2 protein-coding genes are annotated in these 23469 nt (G+C 70.7%); both read left to right on the forward strand.

Annotation, left to right across the window (positions count from 1 at the left end; genetic code table 11):
• The first annotated feature begins 140 nt into the window (after positions 1–140).
• Positions 141–12005 (forward strand): type I polyketide synthase, encoded by an 11865-nt coding sequence (locus CGL27_RS45890; RefSeq protein ID WP_119993592.1) that lies wholly within the window; start codon positions 141–143, stop codon positions 12003–12005.
• Between the two features lie 91 nt (positions 12006–12096).
• The gene (locus CGL27_RS45895; RefSeq protein ID WP_119993594.1) at positions 12097–23415 is read left to right on the forward strand and encodes a type I polyketide synthase; all 11319 of its coding nucleotides are present in this window, start codon (positions 12097–12099) and stop codon (positions 23413–23415) included.
• Positions 23416–23469 lie beyond the last annotated feature (54 nt).

Genomic DNA, 23469 nt, shown 5'->3' on the forward strand with positions numbered 1-23469 from the left:
CACGCCTGAGTGGGTTTCTAGGGTTTCCCTTATGGGTCCAGAGCTAGTGTGGCCGGTGTCCGTCTGGCAGTCCGTGTTTTCATTACTTTCAGGGCCGTTGCGCTCTCCCAGCGAACGACGCGTTAAGTGTGGAGTTTCTGATGCCCGCTGCATCCAACCAGAACAAAGCTGTTGAAGCACTGCGCAAGTCGTTCAAGGAGATCGAGAGGCTTCGGCGTCAGAACCGCCAGCTGATCAGCTCGGCCACGGAACCCATTGCCATCATCGGTATGGCCTGCCGATTCCCGGGTGGAGTGAATTCCCCGGAAGCGCTGTGGCGGCTGGTCGCGGACGGAACGGACGCGATCTCGCCCTTCCCGACAAACCGCGGCTGGGACGTCGAGGGGATCTACAGTCCCGACCCGGACCAGCCGGGTACCAGTTACGTTCGCGAAGGCGGCTTCCTCCACGACGCGGACCAATTCGACTCCGCGTTCTTCGGCATCTCGCCGCGCGAGGCCCTGGCCATGGACCCCCAGCAGCGGCTGCTGCTGGAGACGTCGTGGGAGGTTATGGAGCGGGCGGGCATCGACCCCGCCTCACTGCGTGGCAGCCAGACAGGCGTCTTCACCGGTGCCATGCACACCACTTACGCGTCCGACGCCGCGCAGATCCCGGACGAGATCGAGCCGTACCTCCACAACAGCGCCACCACCAGTATCGCCTCGGGCCGTGTCTCCTACACCTTCGGCTTCGAAGGCCCCGCGCTGACCGTGGACACCGCCTGCTCATCGGGGCTGGTCGCCCTGCACCTGGCCGCGCAGGCGCTGCGTCAGGGCGAGTGCTCCATGGCGCTGGTCGGCGGTGCGACGGTCATGGTGAGCCCCGAGGGCTTCGTCACCTTCAGCCGCCAGCGCGGACTGGCCACCGACGGCCGGTGCAAGGCGTTCGCCGACGGGGCCGACGGCACTACATGGTCCGAGGGCATCGGTGTGCTGTTGGTGGAGCGGCTGTCCGACGCCCGGCGCAACGGGCACCAGATACTGGCGGTGGTGCGCGGCTCCGCCGTGAACCAGGATGGCGCGAGCAACGGTCTGACGGCTCCCAACGGCCCGTCACAGCGCCGTGTGATCCGGCAGGCCCTCGAAAACTGCGAGCTGACCGCCGGTCAGGTCGACGCGGTCGAGGCGCACGGTACGGGTACCACGCTGGGCGACCCGATCGAGGCGCAGGCGCTGCTGGCGACGTATGGGCAGGACCGGCCGGAGGGGCGGCCGTTGTGGTTGGGCTCGCTGAAGTCGAACCTCGGTCATACGCAGGCCGCCGCCGGTGTGGCCGGCGTCATCAAGATGGTGATGGCGATGCGGCATGGCGTGCTGCCGAAGACGCTGCATGTCGATGCTCCGTCGAGCCACGTGGACTGGTCCGAGGGCCAGATAGAGCTGTTGACCGAGGCGCGGGCGTGGCCGGAGACGGGCGAGCCGCGCAGGGTTGGTGTGTCCTCGTTCGGTGTGAGCGGGACGAACGCGCATGTGATCCTGGAGCAGGCTCCGGAGGTCGAGGCCGAGGCGGAGGTTGCCGAGGAGCCTGCTGACGGTGGTGTCGCGGGTCCGGTGGCGTGGGTGGTGTCGGGCCAGAGCGATACCGCGTTGCGGGCGCAGGCCGGGCGGCTGCGGGAGTTCGTGGCGGCCCGTCCGGAGCTGGGCGCCGCCGATGTGGCTCTCTCTCTGGTGACGACCAGGTTCGCGTTCGAGCAGCGGGCCGTGGTGACCGGGACCAGCCGTGAGGAGCTCCTCGAGCGCCTGGAGGCGATGGCCGAGGGGGCGAAGCTTCCCGGTGTGGTCTGGGGAAAGGACGCCGAAACACCTGGCCGTTCGGTGTTTGTGTTCCCGGGTCAGGGTGCGCAGTGGGTGGGCATGGCGGTGGGGTTGCTGGAGTCCTCGCCGGTGTTCGCGGAGTCGATCGATGAGTGTGAGTCGGCTCTGTCGGCGTATGTGGACTGGTCGTTGACGGATGTGCTGCGTGGTGCCGAGGGTGCGCCTGGTTTTGACCGGGTGGATGTGGTTCAGCCGGTGTTGTTCGCGGTGATGGTGTCGCTGGCGAAGTTGTGGCGTTCGGTGGGTGTGGAGCCGGATGCGGTGATGGGTCACAGTCAGGGTGAGATCGCCGCGGCGTGTGTGGCGGGTGCGTTGTCGCTGGAGGACGCCGCGAAGGTGGTGGCGTTGCGGTCGCAGGCGATCGCGGTGGGTCTGGCGGGTCGTGGTGGCATGGTGTCGGTCGCGCTGCCGGTCGACCAGGCCAAGGACCGTATCGCCGCCTGGGATGGTGCGATCTCGGTGGCCGCGGTCAACGGCCCGGGGTCCGTTGTGGTTTCGGGTGATCCGGGTGCGCTGGATGAGATGGTCGCGCGGCTGGAGGGTGAGGAGGTGCGGGTTCGCCGGGTTCCGGTGGACTACGCCTCGCACTCCGCACATGTGGAGGAGATCCGCGAGGAGCTGCTGAAGGTTCTGGCCGATATCGCGCCGCGTTCCTCCGAGGTGCCGTTCTACTCGACGGTGTCCGGTGAGCTGGTGGACACCGCCGGTCTGGACGCGGAGTACTGGTATCGGAACCTGCGGCAGACGGTCGAGCTGGAGTCCACGACTCGGAGGTTGCTCGATGAGGGTCACAGCGTGTTCATCGAGGCGAGCCCGCATCCCGTACTGATGCTGCCGTTGCAGCAGACCGTGGAGGCCGCCGAGGCGCAGGCGGTGGTCGTCGGCACGCTGCGACGGGATGAGGGCGGTCCTGAGCGGTTCCTGACCTCCGCCGCCGAGCTCTATGTCAGCGGGGCCGACGTCGACTGGCAGAAGGTGTTCGCCGGCCACGGTGCCCGCCACGTTGAATTGCCGACCTACGCCTTCCAGCGGGAGCGCTTCTGGCTGGACGCTTCCGCGGGTGCCGGCGATATGGGTTCGGTCGGGTTGGGTTCGCTGGGGCATCCGTTGCTGGGTGCGGTGGTGTCGTTGGCCAGCGGTGGTGGGGTGCTGCTGAGCGGGCGGCTGTCCTTGGCCACGCATGGGTGGCTGGCGGATCACGCCGTACACGGTGTGACGTTGCTGCCGGGGACGGCGTTCATGGAGTTGGCGCTCCAGGCGGGCGATCAGGTCGGCTGTGGCCGGGTCGAGGAACTGATCCTGGAAGCGCCGCTGATCGTGCCTGCGAAGGGTGGCGTACATCTCCAGGTTGAGGTGGGAGAGGCGGATGCTTCCGGCGTCCGTGAGGTGAGTGTCTTCTCGCGGGAGGAAGCGGAGGGCGAGGGCACGGCATGGGTGCGGCATGCCCATGGTGTGCTCGGTTCGGCCACGCCCCTCTCCGGGACCCAGTTTGACTTTGGCGTGTGGCCTCCGGTGGGGGCCGAGTCGGTTGATGTGTCGGGCGAGTATGCGCGGGCCGCGGAGAACGGGCTGGAGTACGGGCCGGTTTTCCAGGGGTTGAAGAGTGCGTGGCGGCGTGATGGTGAGGTGTTCGCGGAGGTCGAGCTCCCCGAGGCGGAGCGCGACCGGGCGGGTCAGTTCGGTCTGCATCCGGCGTTGTTCGACGCGGCGTTGCACGCGATGGGTGTGAGCGAGGGCCTCGCGGCTGGTTCGGGGAGTCAGCTGCCGTTCTCCTGGCGTGGGTTCGCCCTGGAGGCGGTGGGTGCGACATCGCTGCGCGTGCGGCTGGCATCGGCGGGTGCCGGGTCGGATGCGGTGTCGGTGCTGGTGGGGGACGAGTCGGGGCGTGTGGTGGCGTCGGTCGAGTCGCTGGTCCTGCGACCGGTTGCAGCCGATCAGCTGAATGCCGTGGCTGGGGCGGCGCGGGACGCGCTGTTCCGGGTGGAGTGGGTGGACGTGCCCGCGGCTGTGGTGGCGGGGGGTGAGGTCGCGCCGCGGACGGAGGTGATGCGGGTGGTCTCCGATGGTGTGGATGTGGTGGGTGAGACGTACGGGCGCGTGCTTGAGGTTTTGGAGCGGGCGCAGGGGTGGTTGGCGGATGAGGACCGTGCGGGTGAGCGGCTGGTGGTGGTGACCCGGGGCGCTGTCGATACGGGCGATGGCGTGGTGGATATGGCGGGGGCCGCGGTGTGGGGTCTGGTGCGGTCCGCTCAGTCGGAGAATCCCGGGCGTCTGGTGCTGGTGGACACCGATGATGTTGCGGGGGTGGCCGATCTTCTTCCCGGGGTGCTGGCTCTGGGGGAGGAGCAGGTGGTGGTGCGGTCGGGTGCGGTGCGGGTGCCGCGCCTGGGCCGGTCGTTGCCTTCGGGCGACGCTCCGGAGTCGGGGGTGTTCGGTTCTGGCGCGGTGCTCGTGACCGGTGGCACGGGTGTGCTGGGCGGCTTGGTGGCCCGGCATCTGGTGACCCGGCATGAGGTCAAGAAGCTGGTGCTGCTGTCTCGCCGTGGTGCGGAGGCCGAGGGCGCGACGGAGCTGCGGGCGGAGCTGGAAGCGTCTGGCGCCGAGGTGGTGATCGCGGCGTGTGACGCAGCGAATCGCGAGGCCTTGGCTGGGGTGTTGTCGGGGTTGCCGGCGGGCTTCGCGTTGAGTGGTGTGGTGCATGCGGCGGGTGTGCTCGATGACGGGCTGCTGACGTCGCTGACCCGTGAGCGGGTTGAGTCGGTGCTGCGGGCGAAGGTGGACGCGGCGTGGAATCTGCATGAGCTGACCGCGGGTATGGATCTGTCGGCGTTTGTGTTGTTCTCGTCGGCTACTGGTGTGCTGGGTGGTGCGGGGCAGAGCAACTACGCGGCGGCGAATGTGTTCCTGGACGGTCTGGCGTCCTGGCGCCGGACTCAGGGGCTGCCGGGTGTGTCGATGGCGTGGGGGCTGTGGGCCGAGGCCAGCGGCATGACCGGACACCTCAGCGAGGATGACATCCGGCGGATATCCCGCTCGGGTGTGATGCCGCTGGCCACGGACGAGGGGCTTGAGCTGTTCGACGCCGCTCTGGTCTCGGACGTGGTGGTGCCCGTTCTCTTCCGGCTGGACATCCCGGCGCTGCGCGCGCAGGGCGCCGAGCTTCCCGCCATCTTCCGCAACGCCGTGCCGGGGATGCCCGTCCGGCGTGTCGCGGGCGCCGGAGAGGCGGACGCGGATGAGGTTGCCGCCCGCCTACGGCGGCGACTGGTCAGCATGTCCGAGGCGGATCAGGAACAGTTCCTGCTCGAAGAGCTGATCCGTGTCCACGTGGCCGCCGTCCTGGGACACGCCAAATCGGACACTGTCGAGGTGGGACGCCCCTTCAAGGACCTGGGCTTCGACTCGCTCACCGCCGTGGACTTGCGGGCCCGTCTGAGCGCGGAAACGGGTCTGCGCCTCCCGGCGACACTCGTTTTCGACTACCCGAACCCGACGGTACTGGCGGGCCATCTGCGCTCGGAGATCCTCGGCTCCCAGGACAGGGCCATCGCGGCACCGGCGGGCGGGTCCTTCGGGGCCGCGTGGCGCAAGGACGACGAGCCGATCGCGATCGTGGCCATGAGTTGCCGCTTCCCCGGTGCGGTGCGGACGCCCGAGGAGTTGTGGCAGCTGGTGATGGCGGGCACCGATGCCACGTCGTCGCTCCCGTCCAACCGCGGCTGGGACCTCGAGTCCACGTACGACCCGGACCCCTCGCGTGAGGGCACGTACTACGTCCGCAACGGTGGCTTCCTCTACGAAGCGGATGAATTCGACCCGGAGTTCTTCGGGATCTCGCCGCGTGAGGCGCTGTCGATGGACCCGCAGCAGCGGCTGCTGCTGGAGACGTCGTGGGAGGCGTTCGAGCGGGCCGGCATCGCTCCCGAGGCGGCGAAGGGAAGCCGGACCGGCGTCTTCGTCGGCGTGATGTACAACGACTACGGCAGCCGTCTGGAAGGGAACGCCCCCGAAGGCTTTGAGGGCTACCTCGGCATGGGCAGCGCGGCCAGCGTGGCCTCGGGCCGGATCTCCTACACTTTCGGCCTTGAGGGGCCGGCGGTGACGGTGGACACCGCGTGCTCGTCGTCGCTGGTCGCGCTGCACCTGGCGGTCCAGGCGCTGCGCCAGGGCGAGTGCGACATGGCGCTGACCGGTGGTGCGACGGTGATGTCCACACCGGTCGCGCTGGTGGATTTCAGCCGTCAGCGCGCGCTGTCAGAGGATGGCAAGTGCAAGGCGTTCAGCAATCGCGCCGACGGCTTCGGATTCGCCGAGGGCGTCGGGCTGCTGCTGGTGGAGCGACTGTCGGACGCGCGGCGCAACGGGCACGAAGTGCTGGCCCTCGTCCGGGGTTCGGCGACCAACCAGGATGGTGCGTCCAACGGCCTGACCGCCCCGAACGGCCCGTCTCAACAGCGGGTGATCCGCGCGGCGCTGGCGAACGCCGGGCTGTCGGCGGCCGAGGTGGACGCGGTCGAGGCACATGGCACCGGCACCCAGCTGGGCGATCCCATTGAGGCGCAGGCTCTGCTGGCCACCTATGGCCAGGACCGGCCCGCAGACCAGGCAGTGTGGCTCGGCTCGGTGAAGTCGAACATCGGCCATGCGCAGGCGGCGGCCGGTGTGGCTGGTGTCATCAAGATGGTGATGGCGATGCGGCATGGCGCGCTGCCGAAGACGCTGCACATCGATGAGCCGTCGGCGCATGTGGACTGGTCCGCGGGTGGAGTGCGCCTGCTGACGGACGATATGCCCTGGCCGGAGACGGGACGGCCGCGGCGCGCGGCGGTCTCCTCCTTCGGGATGAGTGGCAGCAATGCCCACGCCGTACTGGAACAGGCGCCGCTCGACAACGCTCCCAGCCTTGCCGCCGATGACGACGCCCCGGTCGGGGAACTGCCGGAGATCACGCCGTGGGTGATCTCCGGACGGTCGGAGACCGCGGTGGAGGCGCAGGCGGAGCGGCTGCTGGCGCATGTGCGCGAGCGCCGAGAGCTGTCGCCCGCCGATATCGGGCTGTCGTTGGCGACCACGCGCAGTGTGTTCGAGCACCGCGCGGTGGTGCTGGCGGGCGACGGGGACGCCCTCATCAACGGCCTGGGCGCGTTGGCCGAGGGGAATGTGTCGCCTGGTGTGGTACGGGGGATGGCGGCGGCCCGGGACCAGGCAGTGCTTGTCTTCCCTGGTCAGGGGTCGCAGTGGGTGGGGATGGCGGCGGAGTTGCTGGAGTCTTCGCCGGTGTTCGCGGAGCGGATCGGTGAGTGCGCGGCCGCGCTGGCGCCGTTCGTGGACTGGCCGCTCGCGGATGTGCTGCGGGGTGGTGAGGGTGCCGCGGAGGCGTTGGAGCGGGTGGATGTGGTGCAGCCCGTGTTGTGGGCGGTGATGGTGTCGTTGGCGGAGTTGTGGCGTTCGTATGGTGTGGAGCCGGCGGCGGTCATTGGTCATTCGCAGGGTGAGATCGCGGCGGCGTGTGTGGCGGGTGCGTTGTCGCTGGAGGATGCCGCGAAGGTGGTGGCTCTGCGCAGCCAGGCGATCCGGGCGCTGTCCGGGCGCGGTGGCATGGTGTCGGTGTCGCTGCCCGTGGAGGCGTTGCGGGAGCGGCTCGCGACGTGGGGTGAGCGGTTGTCGGTGGCGGCGGTGAACGGGCCCTCGGCGGTCGTGGTCTCCGGTGACGCCGACGCGTTGGAGGAGCTGCTGGCGGCCTGCGAGGCGGAGGAGATCCGGGCGCGGCGTGTGCCGGTGGATTACGCCTCCCACTGCGCTCACGTCGAGGCCATCGAGGACGAGCTTCAGCAGATCCTCGCGGGGATCGCCCCGCGCTCCTCGTCGGTGCCGTTCTACTCGACGGTGACCGGCGGGGTGCTGGATACGGTCGGTCTGGACGCCGCGTACTGGTACCGGAATCTGCGTCAGACGGTCCGTTTCGACGAGACCGTCCGTGTTCTGCTGGCCGACGGTTTCCAGGTGTTCATCGAGGCCAGTGCCCATCCGGTGCTCACCATGGGTGTGGAGCAGACGGCAGAGGACCACGCCACTCACGTCATCGCCGTGGGTTCGCTGCGCCGTGAGGAAGGCGGCCTGGAGCGTTTTCTGACGTCTGTGGCCCAGGCGTATGTGGGCGGTGTGTCCGTCGACTGGCCGGGGGTGTTCGCCGGGACGGGTGCGGAGCGGGTGGATCTGCCGACGTATGCCTTCCAGCGCACGCGCTTCTGGCTGGAGCCCGACGCCATCGGCGCCGCTGGTGATGTGGCGTCGGTGGGGCTGGACTCGGCCGGGCATCCGTTGCTGGGGGCTGCCGTGCCGCTGCCCGACTCCGATGGTTTCCTGCTGACCGGTCGGCTGTCGCTTCGTACGCATGCCTGGCTGGCCGACCATGCGGTGCTGGGCCGGGTCATCCTGCCCGGTACGGCGTTTGTCGAGTTGGCGTCGCGGGCCGGTGACGCGGTCGGTTGCGATCGGTTGGAGGAGCTGACGCTGCAGGCGCCTTTGGTGCTGCCCGATGAGGGGGCGGTCCAGGTGCAGTTGGTCGTGGGCGGGCCCGGGCAGGACGGGCAGCGTGAGTTCAGCATCTATTCCCGCCGTGACGATGGCCCGGACGCGTCGTGGACATGCCATGCGAAGGGCATGCTGACAGCGGCGTCCGCCGCCGTTGGCGGGACGACTGGCCCGGTGGGCCTGGAGGCGTGGCCGCCGGTGGGGGCGGAGGCGGTCGGGACCGAGGGCTTCTACGAGGATGTGGCGGCCACCGGGCTGGCGTACGGTCCGGTGTTCCAGGGGCTGCGCGCCGTCTGGCGCAAGGGCGATGAGGTCTTCGCCGAGGTGGCGCTGCCGGAGGAGTCGCGGGCGGAGGCGGCCCGGTTCGGGCTGCACCCCGCGCTGCTCGATGCGGCGCTGCACGCCTGGCTGGTGTGCATCGCCGCGGAGAGGGAGGAGGGGGACGGGAGCAAGGGCGGGATCCAGCTGCCATTCGTGTGGAGCGGTGTGTCGCTGTATGCCACCGGCGCGACCTCCCTGCGGGTGCGGCTGGCCCGCACGGGCGCCGAAGGGATGTCCGTGCTGGTGGCCGACGCGGCCGGAACGCCGGTTGCCACGGCGGAGGGGCTGGTCACCCGGCCGGTCTCGGAAGCACAGCTCGCGTCCTCCGCCGACGACGGCGAGTCGCTGTACCGGGTGGAGTGGGTCGCGGCGCCCGCCACCGACCCGACCTCCGCCGCCGACCGGTGCGCCGTGGCCGGACCGGACGTCTTCGGCCTGGGCAGGGCGTTGAAGACGGCCGATGGGTCGGTGGAGGAACATGCCGACCTTGCCGTTCTGGCGGCACATGTGGGATCGGGCGCTCCCATGCCGGACCTGGTGTTCGTCACGGTGGCCTCCGAACCTGGCGAGGACGTCGTACCGGCGACCAGGGCCGTGGCCCACCGGGCCCTGGACATGGTGCGGGCATGGCTGGCGGAGGACCGGTTCGCCGGAGCGCGGCTGGTGTTCGTCACCCGGGGTGCGATGGCGACCGAGGACGGTGTGGATCCGCGTGACTTGGCGGCGGCCCCGGTGTGGGGGCTGGTGCGGTCGGCGCAGGCGGAGCATCCGGACCGGTTCGTCCTGCTGGATGTGGACGGCGCCGAGGCATCGCTCGCCGTGGTGCACCAGGCGGTGTCCACCGGGGAACAGCAGCTCGCGGTGCGCGGCGCCGAGGTACTGGTGCCGCGTCTGGCGCCCGGCGCCGCGAGGGGCGTGCTGACGCCACCCGATGGCATGGAGGCGTGGCGGCTGGAGGCATCCGGAGCGGGCACGCTGGAGCTGACCCTGGCCACGGCTACGGACACCACCCGGGAGCTCGGCGAACACGAGGTCCGGGTCGCCGTGCGCGCCGCGGGCATGAACTTCCGCGATGTCCTGATCTCCCTGAACATGTATCCGGACCCGGGGGCCATGATGGGGAGCGAGGGGGCCGGTGTGGTCGTGGCCACCGGTCCCGGTGTGACCTCCCTCGCCGTCGGCGACCGGGTCATGGGGCTGTGGAACGGCGGATTCGGGCCGTTGACCGTGGCGGACCACCGCAGCCTGGTGCGGATCCCGGACGGCTGGTCCTACACCGAGGCCGCGCCCATCCCCGTCGTCTTCGGAACGGCTTTGTACGGACTGCGGGAGCTGGCGGGCCTGCGGCGTGGTGAGTCGCTGCTGGTGCATTCCGCCGCCGGTGGTGTGGGGATGGCCGCGGTGCAGTTGGCGCGGGCCTGGGGCGTGGAGGTGTTCGCGACCGCGAGTGAGGCCAAGTGGGATGTCCTGCGCGGGCTGGGGCTGGACGATGCGCATATCGCGTCGTCGCGGACGCTGGAGTTCGAGGAGCGGTTCAGGGAGGCCTCGGGCGGTCGCGGTGTGGATGTGGTCCTGGACTCCCTGGCCGGTGAGTTCGTGGACGCCTCGCTGCGGCTGCTGGGTGAGGGCGGGCGGTTCATCGAGATGGGCAAGACGGATGTGCGGTCCGCCGATGAGGTGGCCGCGGCGCATCCGGGGGTGATGTACCGGGCGTTCGACCTGGCCGAGGCGGGTCCGGTGCGCATCGGGGAGATGCTCGCGGAGATCGTGGCTCTGTTCGAGGGCGGTGGGCTGGAGCCGTTGCCCGCACGGGTGTGGGATGTGCGCAGGGCTCCTGAGGTGTTCCGGTTCATGAGCCAGGCGCGTCATGTGGGCAAGCTGGTGCTGAGTGTTCCGGCCGCGCTGGATCCGGAGGGGACGGTACTGATCACCGGTGCCGGTGGTGTTCTGGGTGGTCTGGTCGCCCGGCATCTGGTGGCGGAGCACGGTATGCGCCGGCTGCTGCTGGTCAGCCGTCGGGGCCGCGCGGCCGAGAGCCTGACAGAGCTCGAGGCGGAGCTGACTGCCCTGGGTGCCTCGGTCACGATCGCCGCCTGCGATGTCGCCGACCGCGACGCGCTGGCCGATCTGCTGGCCGACCTCCCCGACGGACACGGTCTGACCGGTGTGGTTCATGCCGCGGGTCTTCTGGATGACGGCACGGTGACGTCGCTGACGCCGGAGCGGCTGGACGCGGTGTTGCGGGCGAAGGTCGACGGGGCGTGGCATCTGCACGAGTTGACACGCCGTTTCGATGTGGCCATGTTCGCCCTGTTCTCGTCGGCCGCCGGTGTGTTGGGGGCCGCGGGGCAGGCGAACTACGCTGCCGCCAATACGTTCCTGGACGGGCTGGCTCAGCGGCGCCGGGCGATGGGCCTGCCGGGAGTGTCGCTTGCCTGGGGTCTGTGGGCCGAGCGCTCCGGGATGACCGGACATCTCGATCAGGCGGACATCTCGCGGATGACGCGGGGCGGACTGGTGCCGTTCTCCTCCGAGGAGGGGTTGCGGCTGTTCGACATGGCGGGTCGGCTGGCCGAGGGTGTGGTGGTGCCCGCCCGGCTCGACCTCGGCCAGTTGGCGGCCACCGCCGATACCTCGCCCATGCCCCCGTTGCTGAATGGACTCGTACGACGGCCTGTTCTGTCCCGGCGTGCCTCGGCCCGGGAAGAGACTGGCTCGCAGGAGGCGTCGTTGGCGCGGCGTCTTGCCGGGCTTGGTCAGGGGGAGCGGCGGCGGATGCTGCTGCGTCTGGTCCAGGAGCACGCTGCCACGGTGCTCGGCCATGGGACGGCGTCCGCGGTGGATACCGATCGTGGCTTCCTGGAGTTGGGCTTTGACTCGCTCACCGCGGTCGAGCTGCGCAACCGGCTGAACGCGGCCAGCGGGCTACGCTTGCCCGCCACGCTCATCTTCGATTACCCGACGCCCGCGGCGTTGGCCGGACACCTGGGTGCGGAGATCGCCCCCGTGGCGGCGGACGACGCGCCCGATGTGGCTGCCGAACTCGACCGGCTGGAAGCGGCGTTGCTCGGCACGGACACCTCGGCCGACGACACCACCCGCGCGATGGTGGCCGACCGACTGAAGCGCCTGCTGTCCCAGTGGGACGGCGGCCGTGGCGGCCCGGTGCCGGACGGCCAGACCGGCGGAGCGACCAACGGCTCCGGCGACGCGGACGGTGTCGCCGACCACCTGGAGACGGCGGCGGCCGACGAACTCTTCGCCTTCATCGACGAGGAGTTCGGGACGTCGTGATCCGACCAGCGGCCGCCACCACGGCACATCCACGAAGCCACGCCTGCCCGCCGATCACCCGCTCCCGAAGCGCTGACCCCGAGAGGTTCTGATGTCGGAACAAGAAAAGCTGCTGGCCTACCTCCGGCGGGTGACGGCTGATCTGCACCAGGCGCGGCAGCGTCTGCAGGATGTGGAGTCGGCGGCCCGGGAGCCCATCGCGATCGTCGGGATGAGCTGCCGCTTCCCCGGTGGGGTGCGCACCCCCGAGGAGTTCTGGCGGCTGCTGAGCGGGGCCGAGGACGCCATCACACCGTTTCCCGAGGACCGCGGCTGGGACCTCGACTCGCTCTATGACGCGGACCCTGATCGGTCGGGTACCTCGTATGCGCGTGAGGGTGGGTTCCTGCACGACGTCGGCGACTTCGACGCCGATTTCTTCGGGATCTCGCCGCGTGAGGCGCTGGCGATGGATCCCCAGCAGCGGTTGTTGCTGGAGACTTCGTGGGAGGCGATTGAGGGGGCGGGTATTGATCCGGCCTCACTCAGGGGCAGTCGGTCCGGGGTCTTTGTCGGGGCGGTGGCCCCCGACTACGGGCCGCGGGTGCACGAGGCCCCCGATGGTTTCGAGGGTCATCTGGTGACCGGCAGCGCCATCAGCGTCGTGTCCGGGCGCGTGGCCTACACCCTGGGCCTGGAGGGCCCGGCCGTCACGGTGGACACCGCGTGTTCCTCGTCGCTGGTGGCTCTGCATCTGGCGGTGCAGGCGCTGCGTCAGGGTGAGTGTTCCCTGGCTCTGGCCGGTGGTGTCACCGTCATGGCCACGCCTGGCACGTTTGTTGGTTTCAGCCGTCAACGTGGGCTTGCGGCGGATGGGCGGTGCAAGCCGTTCGCGGCGGGGGCGGACGGTTTCGGGCCTGCTGAGGGTGTGGGCATGCTGTTCCTGGAGCGGCTGTCCGATGCGCAGCGCAATGGGCATCGTGTGTTGGCGGTGGTGCGGGGTACGGCGATCAATCAGGACGGTGCGAGCAGTGCGCTGTCCGCTCCCAATGGGCCGTCGCAGCAGCGGGTGATCCGTCAGGCGCTGGCCAACGCCGGGCTCACGGCCGGGCAGGTCGATGCGGTGGAGGCGCATGGGACGGGGACGTCGCTGGGTGATCCGATCGAGGCGCAGGCGCTGCTGGCCACGTACGGCCGTGAGCGTACGGCGGATGATCCGCTGCGGCTGGGGTCGGTGAAGTCGAACATCGGTCATACGCAGGCGGCAGCCGGTGTGGCGGGTGTGATGAAGATGGTGCTGGCGATGCGGCACGGCATGCTGCCGCCCACCTTGCACATCGAGGAGCCGTCCCCGCACGTGGACTGGGCGACGGGCACTGTCGAACTCCTCGCCGAGGCCACCGCGTGGCCCGAGGGTGAGGAGCCGCGCCGGGCCGGTGTGTCCTCGTTCGGCATCAGCGGCACCAACGCCCACGCCATCATCGAGCAGGCGCCGTCGCCGGCCGCTGCCGACACCGCTTCTGACGCGGGCGTGGCGGAGGAGGCGGAGGCGCCCCGGACGGCGTTGCCGCTCGTCCCCTGGCTGCTGTCGAGCAAGTCCGAGGCGGCGCTGCGCGCCCAGGCCAGGCGGCTGCTGGAGCACGTGGAGCGGCACCCGGAGGTCGCGGCCGAGGACATCGGGTTCTCCCTCGCCACCACGCGGACCGCCTTCGAGCACCGTTCGGTCGTGCTGGCCTCCGATCGTGCGGAGGCCGTACGGGCGCTGACTGATCACCTCGCGGGCCGGGGCGGCTCCGGGCTGGTCGAAGGCGTTGCCAAGCGCAGCGCCGGGGTTGCGTTCGTCTTCCCCGGTCAGGGGTCGCAGTGGGTGGGGATGGCGGCGGGGCTGCTGGATTCCTCGCCGGTGTTCGCCCGGCGGATCGAGGAGTGCGCGGCGGCCCTGGCGCCGCATGTGGACTGGTCGCTGGTGGAGGTGTTGCGCGGCGGTGAGGGTGCCGCGGAGGCGTTGGAGCGGGTGGATGTGGTGCAGCCCGTGTTGTGGGCGGTGATGGTGTCGTTGGCTGAGTTGTGGCGTTCGTACGGTGTGGAGCCGGCGGCTGTCATTGGTCATTCGCAGGGTGAGATCGCGGCGGCGTGTGTGGCGGGTGCGTTGTCGCTGGAGGATTCCGCGAAGGTGGTGGCGCTGCGCAGCCAGGCGATCCGGGCGCTGTCCGGGCGCGGTGGCATGGTGTCGGTCTCGCTGCCCGTGGAGGCGTTGCGGGAGCGGCTCGCGACGTGGGGTGAGCGGTTGTCGGTGGCGGCGGTGAACGGGCCCTCGGCGGTCGTGGTCTCCGGTGACGTCGACGCGCTGGAGGAGCTGCTGGCGGCCTGTGAGGCGGAGGAGATCCGGGCCCGCCGGATCCCCGTGGACTACGCCTCGCACTGCGCCCATGTCGAGGCCATCGAGGGCGAGCTTCAGCAGATCCTCGCGGGAATCGCCCCGCGCTCCTCGGCGGTGCCGTTCTATTCGACGGTGACCGGCGGGGTGCTGGACACGGCCGGGTTGGACGCGGGCTACTGGTACCGCAATCTGCGCGGGACCGTGCGTTTCGACGAGACCGTGCGGGTGCTTCTCGAGGAGGGTTTCCAGACGTTCGTGGAGGCCAGCGCGCATCCGGTGCTGACCATGAGCATCGAGCAGACGGCCGAGGACCACGGCACCCCCGTGGCGGCCGTCGGCTCGCTGCGCCGCGACGAAGGCGGCCCGGAAAGGTTCCTGACCTCCCTGGCCGAGGCCCACGTCGGCGGTATCGCCGTGGACTGGCGGACGGTGTTCGCCGGAACCGGTGCGCACCCCGTCGACCTCCCCACCTACGCCTTCCAGCACCAGCGCTACTGGCTGGACGCCAACCCGGTTGTCGAGGCGGCTGCCGGTAACGGCTTGAGCACGGATGCGGTGGACAGGCGCTTCTGGGAGGCGGTGGAGCGCGAGGACCTGGAGGCGCTGACACGGACGTTGGAGGTGGCGGACGAGGAGCAGCAGTCGTCGTTGACGGCGTTGCTTCCGGCGCTGTCGTCCTGGCGCCGTCAGCGGCGTGAGCAGAACACGGTGGACAGTTGGCGGTACCAGGCGGTCTGGAAGCCCCTGGCATCCGCGTCCGAGACCACGCTCTCGGGTACCTGGCTCGTGGCCTTTCCGGAAGGCCGTGCTGACGATGTATTGGTCGCCACCGTGCTGGACGGGATGGCCGGGCGCGGTGCGCATGTGGTTCGCGTAGCCGTCGGGGCGGCGGATGACCGTGAGGTGATTACGGAGCGGCTGCGCGTGGCCCTCGATGGCGCGGCGATGGAGCCGTCGGCTGTGGCGGGCGTGTTGTCGCTGCTGGGGTTGGACGAGTCGGCGCATGAGTCCTTCGACGTGGTCCCGGCCGGGCTGGCGGCGACTGTGGGCCTGGTTCAGGCGCTGGGCGATGTGGATGTGGTGGCTCCGCTGTGGTGCGGCACTCGGGGTGCGGTGTCGGTGGGGCGTTCCGACCGGCTGGTGAGCCCGGTGCAGGCGATGGTGTGGGGCCTGGGCCGGATCCTGGAGGCGGAGTACCCCCAGCGTTGGGGCGGCGTCGTGGACCTGCCAGAGACCATGGACGGCCGTGCGGTGGCCCGTCTGGCCGGAGTGCTGGCGGGCACGGAGGGCGAGGACCAGGTCGCGGTGCGCGGCTCCGGCGTCTTCGCCAAGCGGCTGGTGCGGGCCTCCGCGCCTGAGGCCACGGCCGCGGATGGCTGGCGTCCGAGCGGTTCGGTGCTGGTGACCGGTGGTACGGGTGCGCTGGGTGGCCATGTGGCCCGCTGGCTGGCGCGTACCGGTGCTGAGCATCTGGTGCTGACGAGCCGTAGTGGTATGGAGGCCGAGGGTGCCGCCGAGTTGAAGGCGGAGCTGGAGGGGCTCGGTGCCCGGGTGACGGTGGCGGCGTGTGACGCCGCGGACCGTGCGGCGCTGGCCGCGGTGCTGGACGCGATTCCGCGGGAGTTCCCGCTGACGGCCGTGGTGCATACGGCTGGTGTGCTGGACGACGGTGTGGTGGACGCGCTGACGGTGCGTCGTGCGGCCGGGGTGTTGCGTCCGAAGGTGGACGCGACCCGGAATCTGCATGAGCTGACCGCGGGGATGGATCTGTCGGCGTTCGTGCTGTTCTCCTCGGCGGCGGGTACGTTGGGCGGTCCGGGTCAGGGGAGCTACGCGGCGGGCAACGCCTATCTCGACGCGCTGGCGTTGCAGCGGCGCGCGGACGGCCTTCCGGCCACGTCCATCGCCTGGGGCGCCTGGGCCGGAGGCGGCCTCGTCACGGATGAGGTCGGCGAGCAGATGAGCCGGTCGGGGCTTCTGGCCATGTCCCCCGAGCTGGCGATTTCGGCGCTGCAGCAGGCATTGGACCACGACGAGACGTTCCTCGCGGTCGCGGACATCGACTGGACGCGCCTCGAGGCGGACTCCCCCGACGCTCCCCTCTTCCGCCAGTTGCGCAGCGCGCAGAGTGCGACCCCGGGGAAGCAGCTCACGGCGGGCAGTGCCGTCCCCGGGCGGGCGGAACTTCACGACCGGCTGGAAGCCATGCCCCGGGAGAAGCGCGAAGGGGCGCTGCGGGATCTGGTGCGTGCCCAGGCCGCCGATGTCCTCGCTCACGACAGCGCGGACGCGGTCGCGTCGGACCGAGCCTTCCGCGATCTCGGCTTCGACTCGCTGACCGCCGTTGAACTGCGCAACCGGATCGGCGCGGCGACCGGGCTGCGGCTGCCGGTCAGTCTGGTCTTCGACTACCCCACGCCCACGGTGCTGGCACGGTTCCTGAACGGAGAGATGTTCGGCACCGAGGAAGGCGGCGCCGCCGAGACGGCGCCGGTCCGCTCGGAGTCGTTCGACGAGCCCATCGCGATCGTGGCGATGAGCTGCCGGTTCCCGGGCGGTGTGCGGACCCCGGAGCAGCTGTGGGACGTGGTGAACGCCGGGGTCGACACGATCTCCGGGTTCCCCGACGACCGTGGCTGGGACCTCGAGGGGCTGTACGACCCCGACCCGGACAAGCCGGGCACGACCTACGCCAGCACCGGCGGATTCCTCGACAACGTCTCCGACTTCGACCCGGACTTCTTCGGTATCTCGCGGCGCGAGGCCCTGGCCATGGACCCCCAGCAGCGGCTGCTGCTGGAGACGTCCTGGGAGGCGTTCGAGCGCGCCGGCATCGACCCGGCGGCGTTGCGTGGCAGCCAGGCGGGCGTCTTCATCGGCTCGAACTACCAGGACTACAGCGGCCGGCCCATCAGCGTGCCGGACGGCGTGCAGGCCTATCTCGGACTCGGCAGCGCGTCGAGCGTCGCCTCCGGCCGCCTCTCTTACACCTTCGGCTTCGAGGGCCCGGCCATGACGGTGGACACCGCGTGCTCGTCGTCGCTGGTCGCCCTGCACCTGGCCTGCCAGTCGCTGCGCCAGGGCGAGTGCGACATGGCGCTGGCCGGCGGTGTGACGATCATGGCCACGCCGGGCACGTTCGTCGAGTTCAGCGCCCAGCGCGTGCTGTCGTCGGATGGGCGGTGCAAGGCGTTCTCCGCCGAGGCCGATGGCACGGGCTGGTCCGAGGGCGTGGGCCTGCTGCTGGTGGAGCGGCTGTCGGACGCCCGGCGCAAGGGCCACCAGGTGCTGGCCGTCGTCCGGGGTTCGGCGATCAACCAGGACGGCGCGTCCAACGGTCTGACGGCGCCGAACGGCCCGGCGCAGCAGCGGGTGATCGGCCGGGCTCTGGAGAACGCCGGTCTGTCGACCGCCGATGTGGACGCGGTGGAAGCCCACGGCACGGGCACCTCGCTCGGTGACCCGATCGAGGCGCAGGCGCTGCTGGCCACCTACGGCCAGGGGCGGCCGGAGGACCAGCCGCTGTGGCTGGGCTCCATCAAGTCGAACATCGGGCACACGCAGGCGGCCGCGGGCGTGGCCGGGGTCATCAAGATGGTGATGGCCATGCGGGAGGGCGTACTGCCGAAGACCCTCCACGTGGACGAGCCCTCGCCACACATCGACTGGACCAACGGCGCGGTGTCCCTCCTGAACGAGCCGACCTCATGGCCGGAGACGGACCGCCCGCGCCGGGCGGCCGTGTCGTCCTTCGGGATCAGTGGCACCAACGCGCACACGATCATCGAGGCGGCCGACGCCGTCGAGTCGCCGTCGCCGGAGACGGGCGGCGAGGCCACCGGTTCACCGGTCGGCCTCGCGGTGGTTCCGTGGCTGCTCTCCGGCGGCAGCCCTGACGCGCTGAGCGCTCAGGCCGGGCGACTGCGCGAGTTCGACGGTGTGCGTACCGCGCACGCCGACGACCTCGCCGATATCGGCTACTCGCTGGCGACGACCCGTTTCGCCCTGCCCTACCGCGCGGTTGTGGTCGCCGAGGAACCGGCGCAGTTCCGGTCCGGACTCGACGCGCTGGCGGAGGGCAGGAACGCGGCCACGCTGATCCAGGGCGTGGCACGGGCCGAGCACAAGACGGCGTTCCTGTTCTCGGGTCAGGGCGCGCAGCGCCTCGGCATGGGACGGGAGCTGTACGACGCCTTCCCGGTGTTCGCCCAGGCGCTGGACGAGGTGTGCGCGCATCTCGATGTGCTGCTCGACCGTCCCCTCACCGAGGTGATGTTCGCGGCCGAAGGCAGCGCGGATGCCGAGCTGCTGAACCAGACGGCGTTCACCCAGCCCGCGCTGTTCGCCATCGAGGTGGCGCTGTTCCGGCTGCTGGAGCACTGGGGCATCACCCCGGATGTGCTGATCGGCCACTCCATCGGTGAGATCGCCGCCGCGCATGTGGCGGGGGTGTTCTCGCTGGAGGACGCGTGCGCGCTGGTGGCGGCCCGTGGCCGGCTGATGCAGTCCATGCCCGAGGGCGGCGCCATGGTGGCCGTTCAGGCGCCCGAGGAGGAGATCGCCGCGTCGCTCGCCGGTCGTGAGGCCGAGGTGAGCATCGCCGCGATCAACGGCCCGACCTCCGTGGTCATCGCGGGCGACGAGGCCGCGGTGCTGGAGATCGCCGGGCACTGGGAGCGAGAGGGCCGTAAGACGCGCCGCCTGCGCGTCAGCCACGCCTTCCACTCCCCGCGCATGGATGGGGTGCTCGGCGACTTCCGTAAGGTCGTCGAGGGCCTGTCGTTCGCTCCGCCGACCCTCTCCCTGGTCTCCAACGTCACCGGCACATCGGCGGACACGGATGAGGTGTGCTCGCCGGAGTACTGGGTGCGCCATGTGCGGGAGGCGGTGCGGTTCGCGGACGGGGTACGGACCCTGGAGAAGCTGGGCGTGACGTCGTTCGTGGAGGTGGGCCCGGACGGGGTGCTCACCGCGATGGCGCAGGACTGCTTGACGGCTGAGGAGTCCGACGGCGGGCCCGCTCCCTCCCTCGTGTCCGTGCTGCGCAAGGACCGGCCCGAGATCCAGTCGCTGACCATGGCGCTGGCCGAACTCCACGTCCACGGCATCACGGTGCAGTGGGACGCGGTGTTCGCCGGGCGTGGCGCCCAGCGGGTGGAGCTGCCCACCTACGCCTTCCAGCGGCAGCGCTACTGGCTGGAGACGGCGCCGGCCGCCGGCGGGGATGTGACCTCGGCGGGGCTGGACTCGCCCGACCATCCGCTCCTCGGCGCCGCCGTCGCCCTCGCCGACACCGACTCCTACCTGTTCACCGGCCGCCTGTCCGTCGCCACTCAGCCGTGGCTGGCCGACCACGCCTTCGCGGGCACCGTTCTCTTCCCCGGCACGGCCTTCGTGGAACTGGCCCTGCGCGCGGCGGAGCAGGTGGGCTACGAGCGGCTGGACGAGCTGACCATCGAGATGCCGCTGATCCTGCCCGAACGGGGCGCGGTCCAGATCCAGCTCACCGTGGGCGAGCCGGACGAGTCCGGAGCCCGTTCGCTCAACCTGCACTCCAGGCCCGAGGACGTCCAGCCGGACGGCCCCTGGACACGCCACGCGACCGGCCTGCTCACCAGGGACCCGTCCACCACGGCACCGGAGTCCGTGGCCGCCGACTTCGCCGTGTGGCCGCCCGCGGAGGCGAAGCCGATCGACGTGGCCGACCTCTACGACCAGTTCATCGATGTCGGCTTCGCCTACGGCCCGGCCTTCCAGGGGCTGCGAGCCGCCTGGCGCCGTGGCGACGAGATCTTCGCTGAGGTCGACCTGCCCGAGACGCAGGAGACCGAGGCCGCGCGGTACGGCCTGCACCCGGCGCTGCTCGACGCCTCGCTGCACACCGTCGCGTTCAAGTCGTCCGGCACCGATGGCAGCGCCCTTCCGTTCTCGTGGAACGGGGTGACTCTCCACACCGGTGGTGCGTCCGCGCTGCGCGTACGGCTTACGAGCGGAGGCGGGGACGCGGTCTCCCTGCACGCCACCGACACCTCCGGCGCACTCGTCGCCTCGGTCGACTCCCTCGTGCTGCGGCCCGTGGCCCCGGAGCAGGTGAACTCCGTCCAGCCGTACGAGTCGCTGTACCAGCTCGAATTGGTGCCCCTGGACATGCCCCGCGCCCCGGAGACGAGCGGCGGGGCGGCCGGGCGCTGGGCGCTCGTCGGGCCCGACCAGGCTGAGGTGACCGGCGTCCTCGGATCGGCCGGTGTCACCGTGGACACCTACCCGGACCTCGCGGCCCTGGCCGAGGCCATCGGCGGGGGCGCGACCGCGCCCGACGTCGTCCTGGCCTCCACCGTGTCCCCTAGCCGCCGGACGCAGCACCTGGCGGAGGCGGTACGGGAAGTCAGCCACTACGCCCTCGGCCTGCTCAAGAGCTGGCTGGTCGACGACCGCTTCGGCGCCTCCCGCCTGGTGTTCCTCACCCGGGGAGCCATCGCTGCGGGCGACGACGCCGATGTGGCCGACCCCGCCGGCGCGGCCGTCTGGGGCCTGGTGCGCTCGGCTCAGACCGAGAACCCCGACCGGTTCGTCCTGGTCGACCTGGACGGCCAGGAAGACTCACGCCGGATCCTCCCGGCGGTGCTCGCCGCCGACGAGCCGCAGGCCGTGGTCCGCGAGGGAGCGGTGCTCGGCCAGCGGATGGCCCGGGTCTCCTCGGGCACCGCGCTGCTGCCGCCCGCGGGAGTGCGCGAATGGCGGCTGGACATGCATGCCAAGGGGATCTTGGAGAATCTGGCGCTGCTGCCCTGCCCCGATGCCACCGAAGCCCTGGGCGAGCACGAGATCAGGGTCGAGATGCGCGCGGCGGGCCTGAACTTCCGCGATGTGCTCAACGCCCTGGGGATGTACCCCGGTGAGGCCGGGCCGCTCGGTGGCGAGGGCGCCGGTGTGGTGACCGAGGTCGGCTCCGCGGTCAAGGACCTGGTGCCGGGCGACAAGGTGATGGGCATCTTCAGCGGGTCGTTCGGCCCGGTCGCCATCACCGACCGGCGGGTCGTCGCCCGGATCCCGGAGGACTGGACGTTCGAGCAGGCGGCCTCCACGCCCATCGTGTTCCTGACGGCCTATTACGCCATGGTGGACCTGGGAGGTCTCCAGGCCGGCCAGTCGGTGCTGGTGCATTCGGCGGCCGGTGGTGTGGGCATGGCCACGCTCCAGTTGGCACGGCACCTCGGCGCCGAGGTCTTCGGCACGGCGAGTGAGGGCAAGTGGGACACCCTGCGGTCGCTGGGTCTGGACGACGAGCACATCGCGTCGTCGCGGACGCTGGACTTCGAGAGGCAGTTCTTGGATGTGACCGGCGGGCGCGGTGTGGACGTGGTGCTCGACGCGCTGGCGCGGGAGTTCGTGGACGCGGGCCTGCGTCTGCTGCCGCGCGGTGGTCGGTTCCTGGAGATGGGCAAGACCGACGTCAGGGTGCCGGAGGAGGTGGCCGCCGAATACGGCGGGGTCTCCTACCAGGCGTTCGATCTCATGGAGGCGGGACCCGAACGCATCCAGGAGATGTGGGGCGAGCTGATCTCGCTGTTCGAGGGCGGGGTGCTGCGGCCGCTGCCGGTGCGCACCTGGGATGTGCGCAGGGCGCCCGAGGCCTTCCGCTTCATCAGCCAGGCCCGGCATACCGGCAAGGTGGCGCTGACCATCCCGAGGACGCTGGATGGTCCGGGGACGGTGCTGATCACGGGTGGTACGGGTGGTCTGGGCGCGCTGTTGGCCCGTCATCTGGTGGTGGAGCACAAGGTTGAGCGTCTGGTGCTGACGAGTCGTCGTGGCGTGGAGGCGCCGGGTGCGGCGGAGTTGGTGGCGGAGCTGGCCGGGCTGGGTGCCGAGGCGGAGGCCGTGGCATGTGATGTCGCCGACCGCGACTCCCTCGCCGCGCTTCTGGCCTCCCTGCCGGCTGAGCACCCGCTCACCGCCGTGATTCACACCGCCGGTGTGCTGGACGACGGCGTCGTCGAGGCACTGACTCCCGAGCGCGTCGACCGTGTGCTGCGGCCCAAGGTCGACGCGGTGCTCAACCTGCACGAGCTGACCGCCGGCCTCGACCTGTCCGCGTTCGTGCTCTTCTCCTCGCTATCCGGGATGCTCGGCGGCCCGGGCCAGGCCAACTACGCCGCCGCCAACGCCTTCCTGGACGCGTTCGCGCACCGGCGCCGGGCCGAGGGCCTTCCCGCCCAGTCACAGGCCTGGGGGCTGTGGGAGCAGCGCAGTGGCATGACGGGCAAGCTGGACGAGGCCGATACACGGCGCATCGCCCGGGACGGAGTGACCCCGATGGCCTCCGAGGAGGCCCTGGCCCTGTTCGACGCCGCTTGCGGCATCGACGCGGCCATCCTGGTCCCGGCACGGCTCGACGCCTCGGCGTGGCGAGCCCAGGACGGGCCGATCCCGGTCCTGCTGCGAGGCATCATCCGGGCCACGGCTCGGCGCGGCCCCGCGAGGACGTCCACGGGCGGTTCCGGCGCCGACCCCGCCGACCTGCGTCGCCGTATCGGCTCGATGAAGCCCGCGGCGCGGCAGCAGGCGCTCCTGGAACTGGTGACCGAGCACGCGGCCATGGCGCTGGGCCGCGACGACGCTCGCATGATCGCCCCCGACCGCGGATTCCTCGATCTCGGCTTCGACTCGCTGACCGCGGTCGGACTGCGCAACCGGCTGGGCACGGTGACCGGTCTTCGGCTGCCCGCCACCCTGCTGTTCGACTACACGACGTCCAAGGCACTGGCCGGGTATCTGGCGGAAGAACTCGTCGAGGAGGAGCCGGAAGCATTGGTGGTGCTGCCGGTCCTGTCGGAGCTGGAGAAGCTGGAGAACTCCTTTGCCGAGGTGGTGGCGGACGAAGCCGCGAGGACACGCCTCACAACACGCCTGCAGCAGGTGCTGGCGAAGCTGACCGCAGCGCAGCAGACACAGACGACGAACGGTGGGGTCGCTGCCGCCGACAAGTTCGAGTCGGCGACCGACGACGAGATCTTCGACTTCCTCGACGAGGAGCTCGGAACGTCGTGACCGACACGCACCCCGTCCCTGGAAGTTACCGGCTGAAGGCTTTCAACCCCCGGT

Origin of the sequence: Streptomyces sp. 11-1-2, from assembly GCF_003595545.1 — a bacterium.
In the GTDB taxonomy this organism is placed as follows: Bacteria; Actinomycetota; Actinomycetes; order Streptomycetales; family Streptomycetaceae; genus Streptomyces; species Streptomyces hygroscopicus_B.

Coding starts and splice junctions, on each gene's coding strand:
- CGL27_RS45890 (WP_119993592.1), top strand. CDS start 141: ATGCCCGCTGCATCCAACCAGAACAAAGCTGTTGAAGCACTGCGCAAG.
- CGL27_RS45895 (WP_119993594.1), top strand. CDS start 12,097: ATGTCGGAACAAGAAAAGCTGCTGGCCTACCTCCGGCGGGTGACGGCT.